Origin of the sequence: Microbacterium sp. PA5, assembly GCF_049860775.1 — a bacterium.
Lineage (GTDB): Bacteria > Actinomycetota > Actinomycetes > Actinomycetales > Microbacteriaceae > Microbacterium.
Genome location: NZ_CP187567.1, coordinates 3204000 through 3224564, shown reverse-complemented (window position 1 = coordinate 3224564; position 20565 = coordinate 3204000). Strand labels below are relative to the sequence as shown.

Below are 20565 nucleotides of genomic sequence, written 5' to 3'. Positions count from 1 at the left end.
GCGGCGCGCCGGTGCCCCGGCCGATGCTGGGGTTGAATGGGGGCGTGACAGCTGCGCTTGCCGAGCCCGCCCCCGACCCGGATCTGTGCGCGGCGCTCCGCGCGGATCTCGGCGACGCCGGCTACACCGCCGATGCGGTGCGGGACGGCTGGGGTCCGCTCGCGGACGAGGCCGTCGGCCACGGTCTGACCGGGCCGGCGCTGGCCGCCCTCGGGCGACGGGGGGCCGGCGACGCCCTCGCGGTGCTGGCGCGACTGCTCTTCCTGGGCATGCCGACCGAGGTCGATGCCGTGGACGCGGCGCTGCCCCGATGCGGGGTGGCCGGGCTGGTGTCGCTGCACCTGGCGACCGTCGAGGAGGGCCTGGTCGTCCCGTCGGCGCTCGTGCGTCCTCAGGACGTGGCCGACGAGGCCGGTGCCGGCCACTGGTGGATCGCCAGCGACCTCGACGAGGCGGCGCTCGCGGCGCGCACGGGCGGCGTGCTCCCGACCGATCACGTGCTCGGGGTGGGCGGCGCCTCGCTGACCCTCGCCGGGCTGCAGCTGCCGGCGCCGGCCGGGCGGGTGCTCGACGTCGGCACCGGCTGCGGCATCCAGGCGCTGCGGGCACGCCACTACGCCGATCGCGTCGTCGCGACCGACGTCTCGTCGCGGGCACTGCGGTTCACCGAGCTCAACGCGCTCCTCAACGGCGTCACCGGCATCGAGACCCGCCACGGAAGCCTGTTCGAGCCCGTCGCCGGCGAGCAGTTCGACCGGGTCGTCTCGAACCCGCCGTTCGTCATCACGCCGCGCAGCGCCGGCGTCCCGGAGTACGAGTACCGCGACGCCGGCTACGCGGGCGACGCGCTGATCGAGGCGTTCGTCTCGCAGGTGGGCACCGTGCTGGCGCCCGGCGGCGCCGCGCAGCTGCTCGGCAACTGGGAGTACCGCGACGGCGACGACGGCGACGGCCTGCGCCGGGTGCGCGGATGGGTCGAATCCTCGCCCGTGCCGCTGGACGCGTGGGTGATCGAGCGCGAGCGGCTGGATCCCCTCGCCTACGCGGAGCTGTGGGTGCGCGACGGCGGCACCGTCCCGGGCACGCCCGCGTACGCCCGGATGGTGCAGGCCTGGCTCGAGGACTTCGCCGCGCGCGGGGTGACCGCGATCGGCTTCGGATACCTGCTGCTGCACCGGCCCGCGTCGGGCTCCCCGACGCTCGCGCGCTACGAGCGCTCGCCCCAGCCGGTCGGCGGCGCGCTCGGACCGCACCTGCTCGCGGCGGTCACCGCCTGGCAGCGCCTCTCCGCGCTCGACGACGCCGCGCTCTCCGCCGCGGTCCTCACCGTCGCGGGCGACGTGACGGAGGCGCGCCATCACATGCCGGGGGCCGAGAGCCCGAGCGTCATCGAGCTGCGCCAGGGCGGCGGCCTCGGCCGCACGCTGGAGGTCGACCCGGCCCTGGCCGCGCTCGTCGGCGCGTGCGACGGGGACCTCGCCGTCGGCGTGCTCATCGCGGCGATCGCCGAGCTCCTCGAGGTCGACGGCGCCGACCTGGCCGCCGACCTCCTGCCGCGCGTGCGCGAGCTCGTCTTCACCGGCTTCCTGGCGTTCGCCTGACCCCGGCCGGCCCGTCCCGGAGCCCGGGCGAGCCGGGATGCGGCCCGCCCGATCGGTAGGCTCGACGCATGCTCAACATGGCCGAGGGCCTCGCCCGGATCGGCGCGCTCGCCGCGTCGCCGGTCACCGCGACGCTCGGCGAGGCGTTCGCCGCGGCCGGGTTCGAGCTGGCCCTCGTCGGCGGGCCCGTGCGCGACGCGCTCATCGGACGCACCACGCACGACCTCGACTACACCACCGACGCGCGCCCCGACGACATCCTCCGGATCGTGAAGCCGATCGCCTCGGCGACATGGGACGTGGGGCGCGAGTTCGGCACGATCGGGGCCAAGATCCGCGATGCCGGCAGCGGGCGCGCCGAGCAGGTGGAGATCACCACCTACCGCGCCGACAGCTACGACGGCGTGACCCGCAAGCCGACCGTCGAGTTCGGCGACACCCTCGAGCAGGACCTCGTGCGCCGCGACTTCACGGTCAACGCGATGGCGCTGCGGATCCCCGGTCCCACCCTCGTCGACCCCACCGGCGGCGTGGAGGACCTCGTCGCCGGGGTTCTGCGCACGCCGAGCGACCCGCAGGTGAGCTTCGGCGACGACCCGCTGCGCATGCTGCGCGCGGCCCGCTTCTCCGCGCAGCTGGGGTTCACGGTGGCTCCCGAGACGCTCGAGGCCATGGCGCGGCTGCGCGACACGCTCCGCATCGTCAGCGCCGAGCGGATCCAGGGCGAGCTCGTCAAGCTCCTGCAGGCGGACGACCCGGTGCGCGGGATCCGGCTGCTCGTCGAGACCGGGCTCGCCGGAGAGTTCCTCCCCGAAGTCCCGGCCCTGCAGCTCGAGGTCGACGAGCACCACCATCACAAGGACGTCTACGAGCACTCCCTGACGGTGCTGCGTCAGGCCATCGAGCTGGAGCGCACCCGGCATCCGGGCACCGAGCCCGACGTGCCGCTGCGGCTCGCGGCGCTCCTCCACGACATCGGCAAGCCGGCGACCCGGCGCCTGGAGCCCGGCGGGGGCGTGAGCTTCCACCACCACGACGCGAAGGGGGCGCGGCTGGCCCGCAAGCGGCTGAACGCGCTGCGGTTCGACGCGGCGACGATCACGTCGGTCACCCAGCTGATCGAGCAGCACCTGCGGTTCTTCGGCTACTCGGAGGGCGCCTGGACCGACTCGGCCGTGCGCCGCTACGTCCGCGACGCCGGGGGCGAGCTCGAACGCCTCCACATCCTCACCCGCGCCGACGTCACCACCCGCAACCGGCGCAAGGCCGCCATCCTGCGCGCCGCGTACGACGACATCGAGCGCCGCATCGCGGAGCTCGCCGCCCAGGAGGAGCTGGACGCGATGCGTCCCGAGCTCGACGGCAACCGCATCCAGGAGATCCTCGGACTGCGCCCCGGGCCCGAGGTGGGCGCCGCGTACCGGTTCCTGCTGGACCTGCGCCTCGACGAGGGCATCGTCGGCCCCGAGGTGGCGGAGCAGAGGCTCCGCGAATGGTGGGCCGCGCGGGGCTGAGCGCGATCCCCTGCCCGTGGCGCCGTGGCGCGACCTACACTGGGGGCACTCGCGGTCGGTGCCCGTCGCCGGCCGCCGAAGCCGTCCCTCACCGGTGAAGGGAGCGCCGTGCCCTCGTCGTGGTCGTCACGGCGCGAGGTCTCACCCGAGACATCGCGTCTGCTCATCGAGCGCGCGCACGAGGAGCTGGTGGTCGGCAACGTCGGCGATCCCCGCCTCGCCGACGTGCGCCCGCTGGTGCGGGACTCGTGGCGACGCTCGCTGGCGCACCTCGTGGGCGCCGAGGGCGCACCGCCCGTCGATCTCACCGCCGAGGAGCTCGAGGCCTACCGCAGCGCGCACCCCCTCGCCGGGGCGATGGACATGGTGCGGGCCCTCCTCGCCCCGGACTCGGACTCGGGCGTGATCGTCGCCGTCGGGGATGCCGCGGGGCGGCTGCTCTGGATCGAAGGCGACCGTCATGTGCGGTCGCTCACCGGCGCCATGGGATTCGTGGAGGGCGCCAACTGGTCCGAGCAGGCCGTGGGCACCTCGGCGCCGGGCACCGCGCTGGCCCTCGACCGGTCGGTGCAGATCCACGGCGCGGAGCATTACAACCGTCTCGTGCAGCCCTGGTCGTGCACGGCCGCTCCGCTGCACGACCCCGAGACCCGCCGCGTCGTCGGCCTGATCGACGTGACCGGCGGCACCGATGCCGCGACGCCGCAGGCCCAGCTGCTCGTCGACGCGACCGCCCGCGCGATCGAGAGCGAGCTCCTCGTCGCGCGGCTGCGGGCGAGGTCCGCCGCCACCGCGCCGGTGCCCGTCCGGCGCACCGCGGTACGGGCGCCCGAGCGCAATGTGCTGCGCGTGCTCGGGCGGGACCGGGCGCTGCTGGAGGTCTCGGGGGCGTCGGGCGAGTCGATCACCGAGCTGTCCGCCCGCCATGCCGAGATCCTCCTCATGCTGGCCGTGCACCGGCAGGGCCTGTCGTCCGAGCGGCTCGCCGAGCTCGTCTACGGAGAGGACGCCGAGGCGACGCTGCGCCCGGAACTGGTGCGACTGCGCAAGGCGCTCGAGCGCACCGCGCCGCATCTGGTGCCCGCCTCACGCCCGTACCGATTGCCGGCGGACCTCGAGACCGACGCGCACCAGGTGATCTCGCTCCTCGACCGCGGCGCGCACCGCGTCGCGCTCGCCGCCTACCGGGGCCGGGTGCTGCCGGACTCCTTCGCGCCCGGCGTGGAGGAGTTCCGCGACACCGTGCGACTGGCCCTGCGCGAGGCGCTCCTGGCCGAGGCCTCGGTCGACGTGCTGCTCGCGTACGCCGACACCGACGACGGAGCGGACGATGCCGAGGTGCTGAGCCTCGCGCTCAGCATGCTCCCCGCCCGCTCCCCCAAGCGCGCGGGCCTCGTCGCGCGGATCGAGCGCCTGCAGGCCTGACGCCTCGCGCCTGGCAGCCTGAAGCCCTTCGCCTGGCAGGATGGGCCCAGACGGAGGGACCGACATGACCGACGAGCACCCGAGCCCCGCGCTCACCGCCCTCGCCGAGGCGCACGGTGTCGCCACCGCGTACTGGTCGTTCTTCGGCGACCGGGTGACGGTGCCCGCCGAGACCCTCCGCACCGTGCTGCGCGCCATGGGCGTCGATCCGCGGACCGATGCCGAGGTGGAGGCCGCGCTGGCCGACGTCGACGAGGGCCCGTGGCGCGACCTGCTGCCGCCGTCGCTCGTGACGCGACCGGGCGTCCGCGCCCTGCTGCTCCACGTCGCCGACGGGCACGACGTCTCGGCGGCCGTCGCGCTGGAGGACGGCGGCTGGCGGGAGCTCCCGATCCCCGAGCAGCGTCCGGCGGCGCGGCTGGTCGGCGGCGTGCTGACGTGGCGGGTCGAGGTGCCCCTGCCGGCGGACCTCCCGCTCGGCTGGCACACCGTGCACGCGTGGCAGCGGCCCTTCGGCGGCGGCGAGCCGGATCGCACGGCGTCGTCGCCGCTGGTCATCACGCCCGAGCGGCTGCCCGATCCCCCGACGCGTCCCGGCCGCGACCGCGGGTGGGGTCTCATGGCGCAGATCTACTCGGTGCGCTCCCGTGCCTCCTGGGGCATGGGCGACTTCGCCGACCTCGGCGACCTGGCCGCCGTCGCCGGGGCCCGGGGGGCGGACTTCCTCCTGGTCAACCCGCTGCACGCGGCCGAGGTCACGAGCCCGATCGAGCCGTCGCCCTATCTGCCGGCCACCCGCCGCTTCCTCGCCCCGCTGTACCTGCGGCCCGAGGACATCCGCGAGTCCGCGTACCTGAGCGCCGCCGGGCGGGCCGCGATCGAGGCGGCGCGGGCGGCCGTCGCGGCTGCCGACGACGACGCGGATCGCATCGACCGCGACGCCGTGTGGGCGGCCAAGCGCACCGCGCTCGAGACGATCTTCGCCGTGCCGCGGTCGCCGGGCAGGGCCGCCGAGCTCGCGGCGTTCTCGGCGGCGGGCGGGCAGCCCCTGCAGGACTTCGCGCTCTGGTGCGCGCTCGAGGAGCACTTCGCCGGGACGGTGCGCCCCGACGAGGCGTGGGACATCCGCTCCGCCCTCGTCACGTGGCTGCGCGCCGAGCTGGCGGGGCGGGTCGCGTTCCACGTGTGGCTGCAGTGGATCGCCGATGAGCAGGCCCGGGGCGCGCAGGCGGCGGCGACGGCATCCGGCATGGCGATCGGCGTCATGCACGATCTCGCCGTCGGCGTGCACACCAAGGGGTCGGACGCGTGGTCGCTCCACGACATGTACGCGCCCGGGATCACGGTCGGCGCGCCGCCGGACATGTACAACCAGCAGGGCCAGAACTGGAACCAGCCGCCGTGGCTCCCCGGCGCCCTCGCCCGCGCCGGCTACGCGCCGCTGCGCGACATGATCCGCACGCTCCTGCGTCACGCCGGCGCGCTGCGGATCGATCACGTCATCGGCCTGTTCCGGCTGTGGTGGATCCCGGCCGGTCTCGGCGCAGGCGCCGGGACCTACGTGCGCTACGACCACGAGGCGATGATCGGCGTGCTGGCGCTCGAGGCGCACCGCGCCGGAGCCGTGCTCATCGGAGAGGACCTCGGCAACGTCGAGCCGTGGGTGCGCGACTACCTGTCCGCCCGCGGCATCCTCGGCACGAGCGTGCTGTGGTTCGAGCGCGAGGGCGACGGGTTCCGGCCGCCCGAGCAGTACCGGAGATCGCTGCTGGCCACCGTGAACACGCACGACCTGCCGCCGACGGCGGGATACCTCGCCGACGAGCACGTCGCGCTGCGTGCGCGCCTGGGGCTCCTGACGCGTCCGGTGGCCGAGGAGCTCGCCGACGCCGCGCAGGAGCGCGCCGCGATGCTCGCCCTCCTGCGCGAGCGCGGCCTGCTCGGCGAAGCGCCGACCGAGGAGGAGGTGATCGAGGCGCTGAACGTCCTGATCACCGCGTCGCCCTCGGTGCTCCTGGGCGTGGCGCTCGTCGACGCGGTCGGCGAACGTCGCGTGCAGAACCAGCCGGGCACCGACAAGGAGTACCCCAACTGGCAGGTGCCGCTGGCGGACTCCGCCGGTCGTGCGGTGCTCCTGGACGACCTCGCGGGGAACCCGCGCTTCACCTCGCTGCTCTCGGCGGTCGACCGCGCCCTGTAGCGGTCGCGCGTTTCGTCTCGGTCGCTGCGCTCCCTCGCTCAACGACCGGGTGGGTCGGGCCGCGTTTCGTCTCGGTCGCTGCGCGCCCTCGCTCAACGACCGGGTGGGTCGGGCCGCGTTTCGTCTCGGTCGCTGCGCGCCCTCGCTCACCGACCGGGTGGGGGGTGGGTCGCGGCGCAACGGGATGCAACGTTGCGCGACCTAGCGTCGTCGGCATCCGAACGCGGCACAGCTGCCGCGACTCATGCCGTCGAAGGAGACAACATGACCATCGTCGAAGAGGGCGTCTCGAGCGTCTACGCCGCACCCGGCCAGCGCGGCTCGGTCGCCGAGTACCGCGCCCGGTACGGGCACTACATCGGCGGCGAGTTCGTCGAGCCGATCAAGGGCGGGTACTTCGAGAACATCACGCCCGTCACCGGCAAGCCGTTCACCGAGGTCGGGCGCGGCACCGTGGAGGACATCGACCGCGCCGTCGACGTCGCGTGGAAGGCGTTCGACTCCTGGAAGCGGACGACGCCCGCCGAGCGCGCGGTGATCCTCAACAAGATCGCCGACCGCATGGAGCAGAACCTCGAGAAGATCGCGGTCGCCGAGACCTGGGAGAACGGGAAGCCGGTGCGCGAGACCCTCGCCGCCGACATCCCGCTCGCCGTCGACCACTTCCGCTACTTCGCGGGCGTCCTGCGCGCACAGGAGGGCAGCCTCAGCCAGATCGACGAAGACACGGTGGCCTACCACTTCCACGAGCCGCTGGGCGTCGTGGGGCAGATCATCCCGTGGAACTTCCCGATCCTCATGGCCACCTGGAAGCTCGCTCCCGCGCTCGCCGCCGGCAACTGCGTCGTGCTCAAGCCGGCCGAGCAGACCCCGGCGTCGATCCTCTTCCTCTTCGAGATCATCGGGGACCTGCTGCCCGCCGGCGTCGTCAACATCGTCAACGGCTTCGGCATCGAGGCGGGGGCGCCGCTGGCCCAGCACAAGCGCATCCGCAAGGTCGCCTTCACCGGCGAGACCACGACCGGGCGCCTCATCATGCAGTACGCGTCGCAGAACCTCATCCCGGTGACCCTCGAGCTCGGCGGCAAGAGCGCGAACGTGTTCTTCGAGGACGTCGCCCGCGACAAGGACGCCTACTACGACAAGGCGCTGGAGGGCTTCACGTTCTTCGCCCTCAACCAGGGCGAGGTGTGCACGTGCCCCTCGCGCGCGCTCATCCAGCGCTCGATCTACGACGGATTCCTCGCCGACGGCCTGGAGCGCGTCGGCAAGATCGTGCAGGGGAACCCCCTCGACCCGGCGACCATGATCGGCGCGCAGGCGTCGAACGACCAGCTGGAGAAGATCCTGTCCTACATCGACATCGGCAAGGCGGGCGGCGCGAAGCTGCTGGCCGGCGGTGAGCGGGTCGACCTCGGCGGCGAGCTGAGCGGCGGCTACTACGTCGCGCCGACGGTCTTCGAGGGCACCAACGACATGCGCATCTTCCAGGAGGAGATCTTCGGGCCGGTGGTGTCGGTCACGAGCTTCGACGACTTCGACGACGCGCTGTCCATCGCCAACGACACCCTCTACGGCCTCGGCGCGGGCGTCTGGAGCCGCTCGGCCGACACGATGTACCGCGCCGGGCGCGGGATCGAGGCCGGCCGCGTGTGGACGAACACCTACCACCAGTACCCCGCGCACGCCGCGTTCGGGGGGTACAAGCAGTCGGGCATCGGCCGCGAGAACCACCTGAAGATGCTCGACCACTACCAGCAGACGAAGAACCTGCTCGTCTCCTACGCCGAAGGCGCGATGGGCTTCTTCTGAGCTCAGCCCGCCTGTTCCCGCAGGTCATGTCCCACTATCGGCGAAGCATGTCCCACTTTCGGTCGGTCGACCCCCCGCAAATCGACCGAAAGTGGGACATGGTGCCCTACCCACGGGCGAACAGGAGGATGCCATGACGACGACCGATGGCGACCGGTACACCCGGGTCGATGTGACCGACGACGCGGCGGCGCTGCTGCGGACGCTCACCCTGCAGCACGGCCCGCTGATGTTCCACCAGTCGGGGGGATGCTGCGACGGCAGCGCACCCATGTGCTACCCCGTCGGCATGTTCCTGACCGGACCGAGCGACGTGAAGCTCGACGCGCTGGACGTCGGCCTCGACGACCCGATCGACGTCTTCATCTCGGAGGCGCAGTTCGAGTACTGGAAGTACACGCACCTCACGATCGACGTCGTGCCCGGCCGCGGGGCGGGATTCAGCGTCGAGGGCCCGACGGGCATGCGCTTCATCGTCCGCTCGCGCATGCTCACCGAGGCCGAGCTCGAGCACTTCGGGCTCGGCCCGGGGGCCGTCAGCGCGCGAAGCCGGTGAGGATCGCGCCGAGCAGGCCGCTCTGCATCAGCAGCCAGATCCCGACGAACACCGCGACGACGATGATCGCGCCCCACGGCACTCCCCGCTTGAGCCGCCGCCCCTGCGGAGCGACCCCCGGCGGCGGGCGGAGCAGGGCGGTCGGCGCGGCGAACGGCAGCGGCGTCGCCCCGTCCGGAGTGGCGACCCCGGCCGGCGAGCCGGCGGGCACCGATCCGGCGGCCCCGGCCCCGGCTCCGGCGGTGAGCCGGTCGTCGCGCCACCGCTCCCACTGCGCGAACTTGTCGAGGAACGCCCCGACGACCGAGAACAGCCACGCCCACGTGCCGGGATCGAGCGTCGAGAACTGCCGCTTGGCGTACAGGAACATCCAGTCGTCGACGATCTCGACGTCGAGGGCGGCGGCGTGGTCGATGAAGCGGGCCATGATGTCGGGCGTGAAGAGGTAGAGCGCATCCGCCTCGTACCCCGTGGGGCAGTAGAGCGCGAAGTGCCTGTCGAAGTCGCCCTCGAGGCTCAGCCGCTGGTCGCGGTCGAACGACGCGGGCAGGTTCGAGCCGAACAGCGCGTTGTTGCTCGTGGCGTCCAGCACGATGTGCGGCAGCGGCGTCGACAGCTTCACCGCGACGTACCCCCAGTGATGGGTGGTGCGGTTCTTCCCCGATCCGGTCGTGTACTGGTAGTTGCCGAACTCGACGAACCGCGGCCGCGCGCCGCGCACGACGTCGGTGGCCTTCCGGGCACTCCCCTGCCCGAAGACCATGCCCGGCAGCGGCGGATTGTCCGACACCGGATGCCACGTCATCCCGTTGGCCCGGGCGAAGCGGTCGAGGCGGTACCACCGCTCGGCGCCGCTGCCGTTCAGCAGGCGCCAGGCGCCGAAGCCGATCCCGACGAGCACGAGGACCACGAACACCAGCGGCACGACGGCGAAGACGCCCGCACCCGTGCCGCCGAAGCCCGGGCTGGAGAGCATCGCGAACATGCTGCCGATGATCCCGACGAAGACGCTTCCGAACATGAAGAGGAAGACGGCGCCGACCACGATGCCGACGACGATCCCCGCCGTCCCGATGCCGGCGGGGGCCCGGCCGGTGCGGCGGAGCTCCTTCACATAGGCGCGGGCGGTGGCCCGGTCGACCGGCTCCACCAGCGGACGGGCGTCGAACGGCAAGGGCGCGGTCATCGGTTCACCTCGTCGGCGTCGAAGGAGAGCGAGGCGTCGGCGGGGATCTCGTGCACTTCCAGTCTCGGGTCGGCGGCCAGTGCGGCCACCAGCTCCGGGGAGCCGCCGACGATCGTGGTGTCGTAGTCCACCTCGCTGACCGACACCCACGCGCGATCGGCGGGCCACACGATGCTCGGACTCTGCGCGCTGGGCGGGAACCCGTGCTCCTCCGAGATCCGATCGCGCCACGGGACGTGGAGCTCCCAGTCCGGTGATGCCAGCTCCGCGAGGTCGCCGACGAAGAGCACGTGACGGCGGCCGGGGAGTTCCAGGCGCGGGCCCTCCGACACGGTGCGGTCGAGGATGCCCTCCTGCCAGGTCTGGCGCCGGAAGACGTTGTTGAAGCGGTCGGTGAAGGAGCGGCCGAGCATCGCGTTGTGCCGGTCGAGCTCGGGGTCGCCGTCGCCGATCTGCAGGAAGGTGCGCGACGCCGAGGTCCCCAGGTGCCCGACGAGGCCGCCGTAGCCCTCCCAGAGCGCGGCGTAGCCGTCCGCGGGCGTCGCGGTGTGACCCCGCAGCACCTCCCGCAGCGCGGCGGACACGTCCGCCGGCATCCCGCCCTCCTCGGGGTCGTGGTAGCGCCAGCCCTCCGCATCCCGAGGGTCGTTCTCGCGGTTCGCGTACCGGTCGATCCCGACGAGGCTCCCCCACTGCGCCAGCGGGTGCATCGTCGTGCCCATCGCGGCGGCCGTGGTCGCCCAGTCCACGCGCTCCTCGCGCACCTCGACGTCGGGGTGCGCCGCGTGGAACGCGTCCCACGCCCGGTGGTCGGAGTACGGCTGCGCCGGCCATTCCGCGCCGACGGGCCGGTCGCGCGAGGCGGGATGGAACACGCGCGCGTAGGCGGCGAACCCCCGCGGCACGACGCCGTGCATGCTGCCGCTCCACGCCTCGACGTCGTCGAGCCGCTCGCGCAGCCAGTCACCGGCCGAGACGTCCGCAGTCCACTCCATGTCGCCACGCTACCGGGCCCGCAGCCGCGCGCCGGGGCGCCGACATCGCCGATTGGGCCTCTGACCGGGCGTCGGCTAGACTGTTGTGGTTGTCCGGCTGCACCCCTGTGTGCGGAAGTCCGCGACACGTGCATCAACCCTCCTGATGCCGGGAACCGCCCGGCATCCGTTCTAGTCCGAAGGAGGTGGGTTAGTGACGCACACGCACCAGTACGAACTCATGGTCATCCTTGACCCCGAGGTCGACGAGCGCCAGGTCGCTCCCAAGCTCGACGGTTTCCTGAAGGTCATCACCGCAGATGGTGGCTCGATCGACAACGTCGACGTGTGGGGCAAGCGCCGTCTCGCGTACGAGATCCAGAAGAAGAACGAGGGCATCTACGCCGTCGTCAACTTCACCGCCACCAGCGCCGCCACGCAGGAGCTCGACCGTCAGCTGAAGCTGAACGAGCAGATCATGCGCACCAAGGTCCTCCGCGCCGAGGAGGCGATCGCTCAGGTCGCCGCCGAAAAGGAGCGTGCCGAGGCCAAGGCCGCCCGCAAGGCTGCGAAGGCGTAACGACGATGGCCGGCGAGACCGTCATCACCGTCGTGGGCAACCTCACGGCAGACCCCGAGCTGCGCTACACGCAGAACGGCCTGCCCGTCGCGAACTTCACGATCGCGTCGACTCCGCGCAACTTCGACCGTCAGGCGAACGAGTGGAAGGACGGCGAAGCGCTGTTCCTGCGCGCGTCGGTCTGGCGCGAGTTCGCCGAGCACGTGGCCGGTTCGCTCACCAAGGGCATGCGGGTCATCGCGACCGGCCGTCTGAAGCAGCGCTCCTACCAGGACCGCGAGGGCAACAACCGCACGGCGATCGAGCTGGAGGTCGACGAGATCGGCCCCTCGCTGCGCTACGCGACCGCCCAGGTCACCCGCGCCGCCTCCGGTGGTGGTGGTGGCCAGTCGCGTCCTCAGGTGCAGCAGGAGGAGCCGTGGGCGACCCCCGGCTCCGCTGCCCCGGACGCCTGGAGCGCTCCCGGCGCCGGCTACGGCGACGACACCCCGTTCTGATCAACACTCTCCCGGTCGTTGAGCGAGCGCCGCAGGCGCGAGACGAAACGCCCGAACTCATCACTTAAGGAAGACACATGGCTGGAAAGGCTACCGGCGATCGCCGCAAGCCGCGGAAGGGCGCGAAGAACGCCGCTCCCGCGAAGGCGATCCGCGTCGGCGTCATCGACTACAAGGACGTCGCAACCCTCCGCAAGTTCATCTCGGAGCGCGGGAAGATCCGCGCCCGTCGTATCACCGGTGTCTCGGTGCAGGAGCAGCGTCTGATCGCCAAGGCGATCAAGAACGCGCGCGAGATGGCGCTCCTGCCCTACGCCGGCGCCGGCCGCTAAGGAGCACCCATCATGGCAAAGCTGATTCTCACGAACGAGGTTGCCGGGCTCGGAAGCGCCGGTGACGTCATCGAGGTCAAGAACGGGTACGCCCGCAACTACCTCATCCCCCAGGGCTTCGCAGTGGCCTGGACCCGCGGTGGCGAGAAGCAGGTGGCGTCCATCCGCGCCGCCCGCGAGTCCCGTGCGATCCACGACCACGAAGAGGCCGTGGCGCTCAAGGACGCGCTCGAGTCCACCAAGGTGAAGCTGGCCGTCAAGGCCGGTGCCGAGGGCCGCCTGTTCGGCTCGGTGAAGACCGCCGACGTGGCCGACGCCGTCAAGGCCGCCGGTCTGGGCGACCTCGACAAGCGCAAGATCCACATCACCTCGACGATCAAGTCGGTGGGCGAGCACGAGGCGACCGTTCGCCTGCGTGACGACCTCACCGCCGTGATCACCCTCCAGGTGGTCGCCGCGAAGTGATTCGCCGGTGAGACAGAAGGGCCGCGGGAGAGATCCCGCGGCCCTTCCGCTTTTCCGGGCGCCCCGATTCCCGGCCGGCCGGGAGCGCGAGGACCGTCGCCGCGGGACCGAATCCGCGGCCGTCCCGTGTTCCCGACGAGGGGTCGGGGATGCCGGACCAGGCAGTGCCGGCATCCCCGAGGTCGGTCAGGCCGTGCGACGCGTCATGCGCATCACCCCGCCCGCGATCAGGAGGAGGGCGGCGAGCAGTGCGATCGGCAGGACCGATCCGCCGCCCGTCTCGGCGAGGACGACCGCGTCGCCCGACGCCGACGGGGAGCCGACGACGGTCGTCCCGCCGCCGTTCGGCGTGCTCGAGCCGGGAGAGGCGCCCTGGTCAGTCGGTTCCGTCGGATCGGTCGGGTCCGTCGGGTCGGTCGGGTCCGTCGGATCGGTCGGGTCCGTCGGGTCCGTCGGATCGGTCGGGTCCGTTGGGTCGGTCGGGTCGGTCGGGTCCGTCGGATCGGTCGGGTCGGTCGCACCGGGGGTCGTGGTCGTGGTGTCGCCGATGACCGAGATGGCGTTGCCGCCCACGGTGATCGGCAGGCCGACCGGTGCGATGACCTGCGTGCCCGACGCGGTGCCGTCGGTCCCGTCCGTGGTGCCGCCGGTGGTGTCACCACCGTCGCTCGTGCCACCGGTGCCGCTGGTGCCGGTCGCGGTGCTCTCGCTGTCGCCGAGGACGGAGATGGCGTTGCCTCCGACGGTCACGGGGAGGCCGACGGGTGCGATGACCTGCGTGCCCGACGCGGTGCCGTCGGTCCCGTCCGTGGTGGCGTCGGTGGTGTCACCACCGTCGCTCGAGCCGCCGGTGCCGCTGGTGCCGGTCGCGGTGCTCTCGCTGTCGCCGAGGACGGAGATGGCGTTGCCGCCCACGGTGATCGGCACGTCGACCGGTGCGATGACCTGGCTGCCCGAGAGGGTGCCGTCCTCGCCGCCGGTCGTGGCGTCGGTGGTGTCTCCACCGTCGCTGGAGCCGCCCGTGCCGCTGGTGCCGGTCGAGGTGCTCTCGCTGTCGCCGAGGACGGAGATGGCGTTTCCGCTCACCGTCACCGGCACGGACACCGGCACGACGGCCTGCGTGCCCGACGCGGTGCCGTCCTCGCCGGAGGTCGACGCCTGCTCGCTCGGCTGTGCCGGCTCGCTCGCCGCGTCGCCCTCGTCTGCGCTGCGCGACGACGAGCTGTCGCCGACGACGGAGACCGCCGTGTCCTCGACGGTGACGGGGACGCTCACGGAGACCAGCGCCTGCGTGCCCGACGCGGTGCCGTCGGAGCCGCTCGTGGTCGCCGACTCCCCCGCCGAGGAATCGCTGTCGCTGTCGGTGTCGGCGGTCGACTCCGATGAGGAGTCGCCGAGGATCGAGATGCTGTTGCCCTCGACCGTGACGGGGACGGCGACGTCGATGAGTGCTTGCGTGCCCGACAGCAACCCGTCGTCGCCGTCGGTTTCGGCCGCCATCGCGACCGAGGCGCCGGCGAGCGTGAGGCCGCCCGCCAGCAGCGTGCCCCAGAGGGCGCGCGTGATGAATTTCCGCATGATTCTCTCCTTGTGCTGAGTCGGTTACCGGCGCGCGAGCGCACGCCGATGCGTCTTCGCGCCGGGGCCGCGGATGCGGGGGCGCGAGGGGACCGGCTCAGTCGGGAGCGACGTCAGGGGCGGCGGGCGGTCCGGGAGGTCCGTTCTCGTCGTCGTTCCCGCTGCCGCGCAACCAGGCGTTGTGCGCGTGCGGCGGGGCGGAGGACGGAACGAATCCGGCCGCGGCGAAGGCTCCGGAAGAGCCCGAGGAGATCAGGGAAGCGAGGGGGGCCGCCGCCGGCGCTGACGAGGGCGCGGCAGGATGACGTCCCGGCTGGTCGGCGCGCCCTGCGGACGTGGCGGCGGTCGACGCGGCAGGTGCCGCCTCGACCGCGCGCCACGTCGCCGGCACCGAAGGGACTTCCGCGGTAGCGATGGCACCCGGGGTGGGGGGACCCGCGGGCGCGGACGCGGAGGTGCCGGGGCCACCCGCCGACGCAGCGGGGCCGGGGGGATCGGTCGGCTCGCCGGGGGAGACGGGCTCGACGACCGGGGAGGTGACGATGACGTCGACGGTCTCGTCGAGAGCACCGCCGACTTCCTCGACGACATCGCTCGTCGCATCGCCGACGGCGTCGACCAGCTCGGTCACGCCCAGGTCGTCGACCACGTCGGCGACCACGGGGACCCTGCCGACGGTCTTCTCGACCGTGCTCGAGACTGCGTCCGTGACCTTCTCGACGGGCTTCGCCTTCTCGACGGAGCGAACCGGCTCCGCGACCTGCGTGACCGTCTTCGCGGCGACCTTCTCGACGGTGTGGACGACCTCGACGACGGGCTCGGCCACGTCGTCCGGGAGGACGCCGGCGGCGTCCTCGACCGTGTCGACGAGCGTGCCCAGCAGGCCGCCCGACCCGTCGTCGTCAGCCGCGTGGCTGGCCGTGGCACCCGTTCCGAGCGCGAACGACAGCGCGAGCCAGCCCACGGCCACGCCGAGGGCGCTCAGCAGCAGCCTGACCCGAAGGGCCGGACCGAGCGGTCGCACCGTGTCCACGTTCACCTCCGTCGCAATCGACGTCGTCACAGCCCCGGGGGGTGAGGCTGCGTTAGGGGTGCCTGGTGCGCTCGAAAATAGGACCGCGGGGCGGAGGTTGTCTAGGGGGGTTGCGAAAATTCGCCGAAAGTGGTCCACCGTGCCGGGATGAGCCCCGGCGCGAGCGCTGGAAGTGACGAAGATGGTGCAGGACGGGGCGATTTCGTACTTGACAAACGACGACGACATACCCTCGGTTGTCCCCAGCCATCCCCAGAAGGCGCAACCTTCAAGCGGCACTTCACACAGCTTCGTCGTCCACAGGCTGTGGGAAGTAAAAGCCCAGACCCAAAGGGAAAAAGGGAAGCGACTGAAGCGACTTCCCGGGCGTTTTCCACAGGATCTGTACACAGCCTCTCCGGCGTTTCGCGCATCTTGTCCACACAGTTATCCACAGGCCGGTTTGCGACTGTCAGACCCCCTGCCTAGCGTGTCGTGAGGCTCGGTGAGTGAGGGCCGTGGAAGGAGTGTGCATGTCGATCGCCGACATCTCGGAAGAGCGCCTCGGTGGACGGCGTGAACCCGATCGCACTCCGCCGCACGACCTTCTCGCCGAGCAGAGCACCCTGGGCGGCATGCTCCTGTCGGGCGACGCGGTGGCAGATGTCATCGAGGCGCTGCGCAGCACCGACTTCTACGTGCCCAAGCACGAGCTCATCTTCGAAGCGATCCTCTCGCTGTACTCGCACGGCGAGCCGACCGACGTCATCGCCGTCACCGATGAGCTGATCAAGACCGGCGATCTGCAGCGCTCCGGCGGCGCCGACTACCTCCACTCGCTCACCTCCATCGTGCCCACGGCGGCCAACGCCGCCTACTACGCCTCGATCGTCCGGGAGCGCGCGCTGCTGCGCCGCCTCGTCGAGGCCGGCACGCGCATCGTGCAGATGGGCTACAACGGGCAGGGCGACGCGCTCGACCTCGTCAACAACGCACAGGCCGAGATCTACTCGGTCACCGGCGCCGAGCAGGCCGAGGACTACGTGCCGCTCCAGATCGCCGTCGACGCCGCCGTCGAGGAGATCGAAGCCGCGCGGGGCCGCGACGGACAGATGACCGGCATCCCCACCGGGTTCGCGGGGCTCGACCAGCTCACCAACGGCCTCCACGGCGGCCAGATGATCGTCGTCGCCGCCCGACCCGCCATGGGAAAGTCGACGCTCGCGCTCGACTTCGCGCGGGCATCGGCCATCAAGAACAACCAGCCGACGATCTTCTTCTCCCTCGAGATGGGCAAAAGCGAGATCGCCATGCGCCTCATGAGCGCCGAGGGCGCTGTGCCGCTGCAGAGCATGCGCAAGGGAAACCTCGACAGCCGCGACTGGACGACGATCGCCTCGACGCGGGGTCGTATCAACGACGCCCCGCTCTACATCGACGACAGCCCCAACATGACGCTCGTCGAGATCCGCGCCAAGTGCCGCAAGCTCAAGCAGCGCGTCGGACTGAAGATGGTCGTCATCGACTACCTGCAGCTCATGACCAGCGGAAAGCGCGTCGAGTCCCGCCAGCAGGAGGTCTCGGAGTTCTCTCGCGCGCTCAAGCTCCTCGCCAAGGAGCTGCAGGTGCCGGTGATCGCGCTGTCGCAGCTGAACCGTGGTGCCGAGCAGCGCGCCGACAAGAAGCCCGCGATCAGCGACCTGCGTGAGTCGGGCTCGATCGAGCAGGACGCCGACATCGTCATCCTGCTCCACCGCGAGGCCGCGTACGAGAAGGACAGCCCTCGCGCGGGCGAGGCCGACCTCATCGTCGCCAAGCACCGCAACGGCCCCACCGACACGATCACCGTCGCCTTCCAGGGCCACTTCTCTCGCTTCACCGATATGGCGGGCGACTTCCAGTAGGCGCAGACGCCGGCGTCCGGGAACGGAGGGCGGCGTGCTCGGAGCGGAGGATCGCCCACACCTGCTTGTCGTGGAAGGCTCCGCCGTTGAGCCACGCCCCGCGCAGGGTGCCCTCGAGGCGCATCCCGACCCGCTCGGCGACCGCCGCACTGCGGACGTTGTCGGCTCGACAGCGCCACTCGGCCCGGTTGAGGCCGCGCTCGATCAGGGCCCAGTCGAGGAGGGCGGTGACCGCGGGGGTGACGAGCCCTCGTCCCTCGGCGGCGGGCTCGAGCCAGCAGCCGATCTCGCACACCCCGGCGGCCGCGCTGAAGCTCACGAACATCACCCCGCCTCGCAGCACGTCGTCGACCCAGATTCCGTAGAGGCGCCCTCCGTCGCCGGCGGCGGTGTTCGCGTAGCGCGCCAGCGTCGCGGAGGCACCGTCGACGGAGGTGGTGACGAACGACGGGCCGACCCAGGGGCGGATGTGCTCCCGCGCGCGGTCGAGGTGCTCGGCGAACTCCTCGGCGTGCCAGACCTCGAGGGGTCGCAGGTGGGCGTTCGGGCCGAGGTCGAGTCGGAACATGGCCCACAGCCTTGCATAACACTCGTTATGTCGTCCATACTGAGCCGGTGACCGGGCCCGATGCGCACCAGCGCCGGCGAGAGGATGTCGCGGCGGCGGTGTGGCGCGTCCTCGACCAGGCCGGCTTCGCGGGACTGTCGATGCGCGCCGTCGCGCGGGAACTCGACGGCACCACCGGCATCGTCACGCACTACTTCCCGACGAAGCGGGAGCTGACGAGCTTCGCCCTGGAGCTGCTGGCGGACAGATCGGAGGCCCGCGAACGCCCCGCGGCCCCGCCCGGGCTCGCCGCGCTGCGGGCCGCCCTGCGCGGCATGCTCCCTCTCGACGAGGCCTCGCGCACGGCGAACCGCATCTGGGTCTCGTCGTGGGATGCCGCCCTCGCCGACGAGCGGCATGCCGCCGAGCACGCCGAACGATACCGCGCCAGCCGCAAGAAGATCGCCGCCCTCGTGACGGACTCCCTCGCGGGCGGGGAGCGCGACGACGAGAGCGTCGATCGGATCACGCAGACCCTGCACGCGTTCGTCCTCGGCATGACGGTTCAGGCCGTGCTCGACCCCGACGCCTACCCGCCGGAGCGCCAGACCGCCCTGCTCGACGCTCTGCTCGCCGTCCACGTGCATGCCTGATCGTCCGGAGACGCACCCGCCCGGCGCGTTCGCGCGCTACTGGGCGGCGGCGACCATCAGCTCGTTCGGGGCGACGGTCACCGCCGTGGCGATGCCGGTGCTCGTCGTGCAGCTGCTCGCGGCGACGCCGCTCGAGGTGGGGCTGGTGAACGCGGCGCAGTTCGTGCCGTACGCGCTGCTCGGACTGATCGCCGGGGTGTACACCGACCGCTGGCGACGCAAGCCGATCCTGGTGTGGGCGAGCGTGGGACGGGCACTGTCTCTCGGCTCGATCCCCGTGCTCTGGTTCACCGGGATCCTGCAGACGTGGATGCTCATCGTCGCGCTGCTGCTGTTCGGCGCGTTCTCCGTCTTCGGCTTCGCCGCCACCCAGTCCCTCCTGCCGCGGCTCGTTCCGCGCTCCCGTCTGCTCACGGCCAACGCACGCCTCGACCAGAGCGATGCCGCGGCGCAGACGCTCGGCCCCACGGTGGGGGGTGCGCTCGTCGGCCTCCTCTCCGCCCCCGTCGCCATCGTCGTCAACGCCGTCAGCTATCTCGTCGACGCCGTGCTCGTCGCCGTCATCCGCGTGCAGGAGCGACCGGCCGTCCGCACGCGCCTCGATCTCCGGGCCGACATCGTGGAGGGACTCCGCTGGACCTATCGGCAGCGCATCCTCGGACCGCTGACCGTCTCCACGCACGTGTGGTTCCTCGCCAACGGTGCCGCGATGACGGTCCTGTCCCTGCTCGCCCTCCGGGCACTCGGGTTCACCGCGTACACCTACGGGCTGCTCCTCACGGTGTTCGGATTCGCCAGCCTCGTGGGCGCCTTCTTCGCCCCGCGGATCAGCACCCGCCTCGGCGCGGGCCGCACGATCATCCTCGCCCGCGGCGCGTACCCGATCGCCTGGCTGCTCGTCGTGGCGGCGCCCGGCACTGCGGCAGGTTCCGCGATGCTGTTCGCCGCGCTCGCCCTGCAGGGCCTCGCGATGGGCTCCGAGAACGCCGCCGAGCAGTACCTGTGGCAGACACTGACCCCGGACGGGATCCTCGGTCGATCGAACGCCACCCGACGAGCCGGCAATAGGACGCTGGCCGCCGCGGGCGCGCTGCTCGCGGGGATCTTCGTCGGCGTGGTGGGGGAGAGGCCCGCGCTCGTGCCCGTCGCGCTGCTCTTCGCGATCGCGGCGCTCGTCGCGTGGGCCTCGCCCCTGCGCCACCGGACCGACCCGCACGACGGCGGGGGCCCGGAACCCGTCAGCGGGTGACGCTGGCGCTCCACGTCACGCCGAAGCGGTCGGTGAGCATGCCGAACCCGGGGCTCCATGCCGATGCGGCGAGCGGCTCGATGACCGTGGCTCCGGACGCCAGTGCATCCCAGTAGCCCTTCAGTTCGTCGAGGCTGTCGGCGCCGAGGGAGACGAACATCGCCTGGTCGGTGATCGTCGTACCGTTCTCGCGACGGGTCGCGCCGCCGCCGGCGATGCCTCCCTCGGCCTCGCCGGGGATGTCGTAGCCCATGATGCGGAACCCGCTGTCGGCGGCGACGAGACCGAAGAGGACCGCGTCCGCTCCGGGCAGGTCGGCGGGCATGCCGGCGTCGCCGTAGCTGGTGACGACGAGATGGCCGCCGAAGACGGACTGGTAGAACTCGAGCGCCGGGCGCGCGTCGCCGCGGAAGTTGAGGTGGGTGGTGGTCTGGATGGTCATCTGTGCTCCTGAGGATGCGGTCGGAAGGGTGACGTCCT

19 protein-coding genes are annotated in these 20565 nt (G+C 72.0%); 13 read left to right on the top strand and 6 right to left on the bottom strand.

Going from position 1 to position 20565, the window contains the following annotated elements:
* Positions 1 to 44: 44 nt before the first annotated feature.
* From ACPWUT_RS15230 to ACPWUT_RS15205, 6 genes are all read left to right on the top strand, one after another.
* Complete coding sequence (locus ACPWUT_RS15230; protein ID WP_425839272.1) at positions 45 to 1601, top strand: DUF7059 domain-containing protein; 1557 nt, start codon at positions 45 to 47, stop codon at positions 1599 to 1601.
* 68 nt (positions 1602 to 1669) lie between these two features.
* Complete coding sequence (locus tag ACPWUT_RS15225; RefSeq protein ID WP_425839269.1) at positions 1670 to 3115, top strand: CCA tRNA nucleotidyltransferase; 1446 nt, start codon at positions 1670 to 1672, stop codon at positions 3113 to 3115.
* Between the two features lie 108 nt (positions 3116 to 3223).
* Positions 3224 to 4540, top strand: coding sequence for a GAF domain-containing protein (locus tag ACPWUT_RS15220; RefSeq protein ID WP_425839266.1), 1317 nt, complete (start codon positions 3224 to 3226; stop codon positions 4538 to 4540).
* A 64-nt stretch (positions 4541 to 4604) separates the two neighbouring features.
* On the top strand, positions 4605 to 6740 hold the full coding sequence (gene malQ, locus ACPWUT_RS15215) for a 4-alpha-glucanotransferase (protein WP_425839263.1): 2136 nt from the start codon (positions 4605 to 4607) through the stop codon (positions 6738 to 6740).
* A 264-nt stretch (positions 6741 to 7004) separates the two neighbouring features.
* Positions 7005 to 8552: an acetaldehyde dehydrogenase ExaC gene (gene exaC, locus ACPWUT_RS15210; RefSeq protein WP_284528421.1), complete on the top strand. Its 1548-nt coding sequence runs from the start codon at positions 7005 to 7007 to the stop codon at positions 8550 to 8552.
* 133 nt (positions 8553 to 8685) lie between these two features.
* Complete coding sequence (locus ACPWUT_RS15205; protein WP_425839260.1) at positions 8686 to 9108, top strand: DUF779 domain-containing protein; 423 nt, start codon at positions 8686 to 8688, stop codon at positions 9106 to 9108.
* Here ACPWUT_RS15205 and ACPWUT_RS15200 read toward each other — a convergent pair.
* Complete coding sequence (locus ACPWUT_RS15200) at positions 9089 to 10294, bottom strand: hypothetical protein (RefSeq protein ID WP_425839257.1); 1206 nt, start codon at positions 10292 to 10294, stop codon at positions 9089 to 9091. The two genes, ACPWUT_RS15205 and ACPWUT_RS15200, sit on opposite strands and share 20 nt — an antisense overlap.
* Complete coding sequence (locus ACPWUT_RS15195) at positions 10291 to 11289, bottom strand: hypothetical protein (RefSeq protein ID WP_425839254.1); 999 nt, start codon at positions 11287 to 11289, stop codon at positions 10291 to 10293. Before ACPWUT_RS15195 ends, ACPWUT_RS15200 begins: the two co-directional genes overlap by 4 nt.
* A gap of 220 nt (positions 11290 to 11509) precedes the next feature.
* Between ACPWUT_RS15195 and rpsF the strand changes: the two genes are divergently transcribed.
* The 4 genes from rpsF (at position 11510) to rplI (ending at position 13142) form a co-directional block, all read left to right on the top strand.
* Entirely contained in the window at positions 11510 to 11848 is a 339-nt protein-coding gene (rpsF, locus tag ACPWUT_RS15190) for a 30S ribosomal protein S6 (RefSeq protein WP_284528807.1), read from the top strand.
* A gap of 5 nt (positions 11849 to 11853) precedes the next feature.
* Positions 11854 to 12345, top strand: a complete 492-nt coding sequence (locus tag ACPWUT_RS15185) for a single-stranded DNA-binding protein (protein ID WP_425839251.1) — start codon at positions 11854 to 11856, stop codon at positions 12343 to 12345.
* A gap of 77 nt (positions 12346 to 12422) precedes the next feature.
* Entirely contained in the window at positions 12423 to 12677 is a 255-nt protein-coding gene (gene rpsR / locus ACPWUT_RS15180) for a 30S ribosomal protein S18 (protein WP_005054609.1), read from the top strand.
* Positions 12678 to 12689: 12 nt separating this feature from the next.
* On the top strand, positions 12690 to 13142 hold the full coding sequence (gene rplI / locus ACPWUT_RS15175; protein ID WP_284528416.1) for a 50S ribosomal protein L9: 453 nt from the start codon (positions 12690 to 12692) through the stop codon (positions 13140 to 13142).
* A gap of 186 nt (positions 13143 to 13328) precedes the next feature.
* Here rplI and ACPWUT_RS15170 read toward each other — a convergent pair whose 3' ends face one another.
* Complete coding sequence (locus ACPWUT_RS15170; RefSeq protein ID WP_425839244.1) at positions 13329 to 14720, bottom strand: chaplin family protein; 1392 nt, start codon at positions 14718 to 14720, stop codon at positions 13329 to 13331.
* 97 nt (positions 14721 to 14817) lie between these two features.
* Positions 14818 to 15753: a hypothetical protein gene (locus tag ACPWUT_RS15165; RefSeq protein ID WP_425839241.1), complete on the bottom strand. Its 936-nt coding sequence runs from the start codon at positions 15751 to 15753 to the stop codon at positions 14818 to 14820.
* Positions 15754 to 16265: 512 nt separating this feature from the next.
* Here ACPWUT_RS15165 and dnaB point away from each other — a divergent pair.
* Positions 16266 to 17636 (top strand): replicative DNA helicase, encoded by a 1371-nt coding sequence (gene dnaB, locus ACPWUT_RS15160; protein ID WP_284528413.1) that lies wholly within the window; start codon positions 16266 to 16268, stop codon positions 17634 to 17636.
* Here dnaB and ACPWUT_RS15155 read toward each other — a convergent pair.
* Complete coding sequence (locus tag ACPWUT_RS15155) at positions 17608 to 18204, bottom strand: GNAT family N-acetyltransferase (RefSeq protein ID WP_425839238.1); 597 nt, start codon at positions 18202 to 18204, stop codon at positions 17608 to 17610. The two genes, dnaB and ACPWUT_RS15155, sit on opposite strands and share 29 nt — an antisense overlap.
* A gap of 47 nt (positions 18205 to 18251) precedes the next feature.
* On the opposite strand from ACPWUT_RS15155, the gene ACPWUT_RS15150 reads away from it, so the two are divergent.
* Positions 18252 to 18836: a TetR/AcrR family transcriptional regulator gene (locus tag ACPWUT_RS15150; protein WP_425839235.1), complete on the top strand. Its 585-nt coding sequence runs from the start codon at positions 18252 to 18254 to the stop codon at positions 18834 to 18836.
* The gene (locus tag ACPWUT_RS15145) at positions 18829 to 20085 is read left to right on the top strand and encodes an MFS transporter (RefSeq protein WP_425839232.1); all 1257 of its coding nucleotides are present in this window, start codon (positions 18829 to 18831) and stop codon (positions 20083 to 20085) included. Before ACPWUT_RS15150 ends, ACPWUT_RS15145 begins: the two co-directional genes overlap by 8 nt.
* Here the strand turns inward: ACPWUT_RS15145 and ACPWUT_RS15140 are convergent.
* Positions 20075 to 20527 carry a VOC family protein gene (locus tag ACPWUT_RS15140; RefSeq protein ID WP_425839229.1) on the bottom strand — a complete coding sequence of 151 codons (453 nt, stop codon included), beginning with the start codon at positions 20525 to 20527 and terminating at the stop codon, positions 20075 to 20077. The genes ACPWUT_RS15145 and ACPWUT_RS15140 overlap by 11 nt on opposite strands.
* Positions 20528 to 20565: the final 38 nt, after the last annotated feature.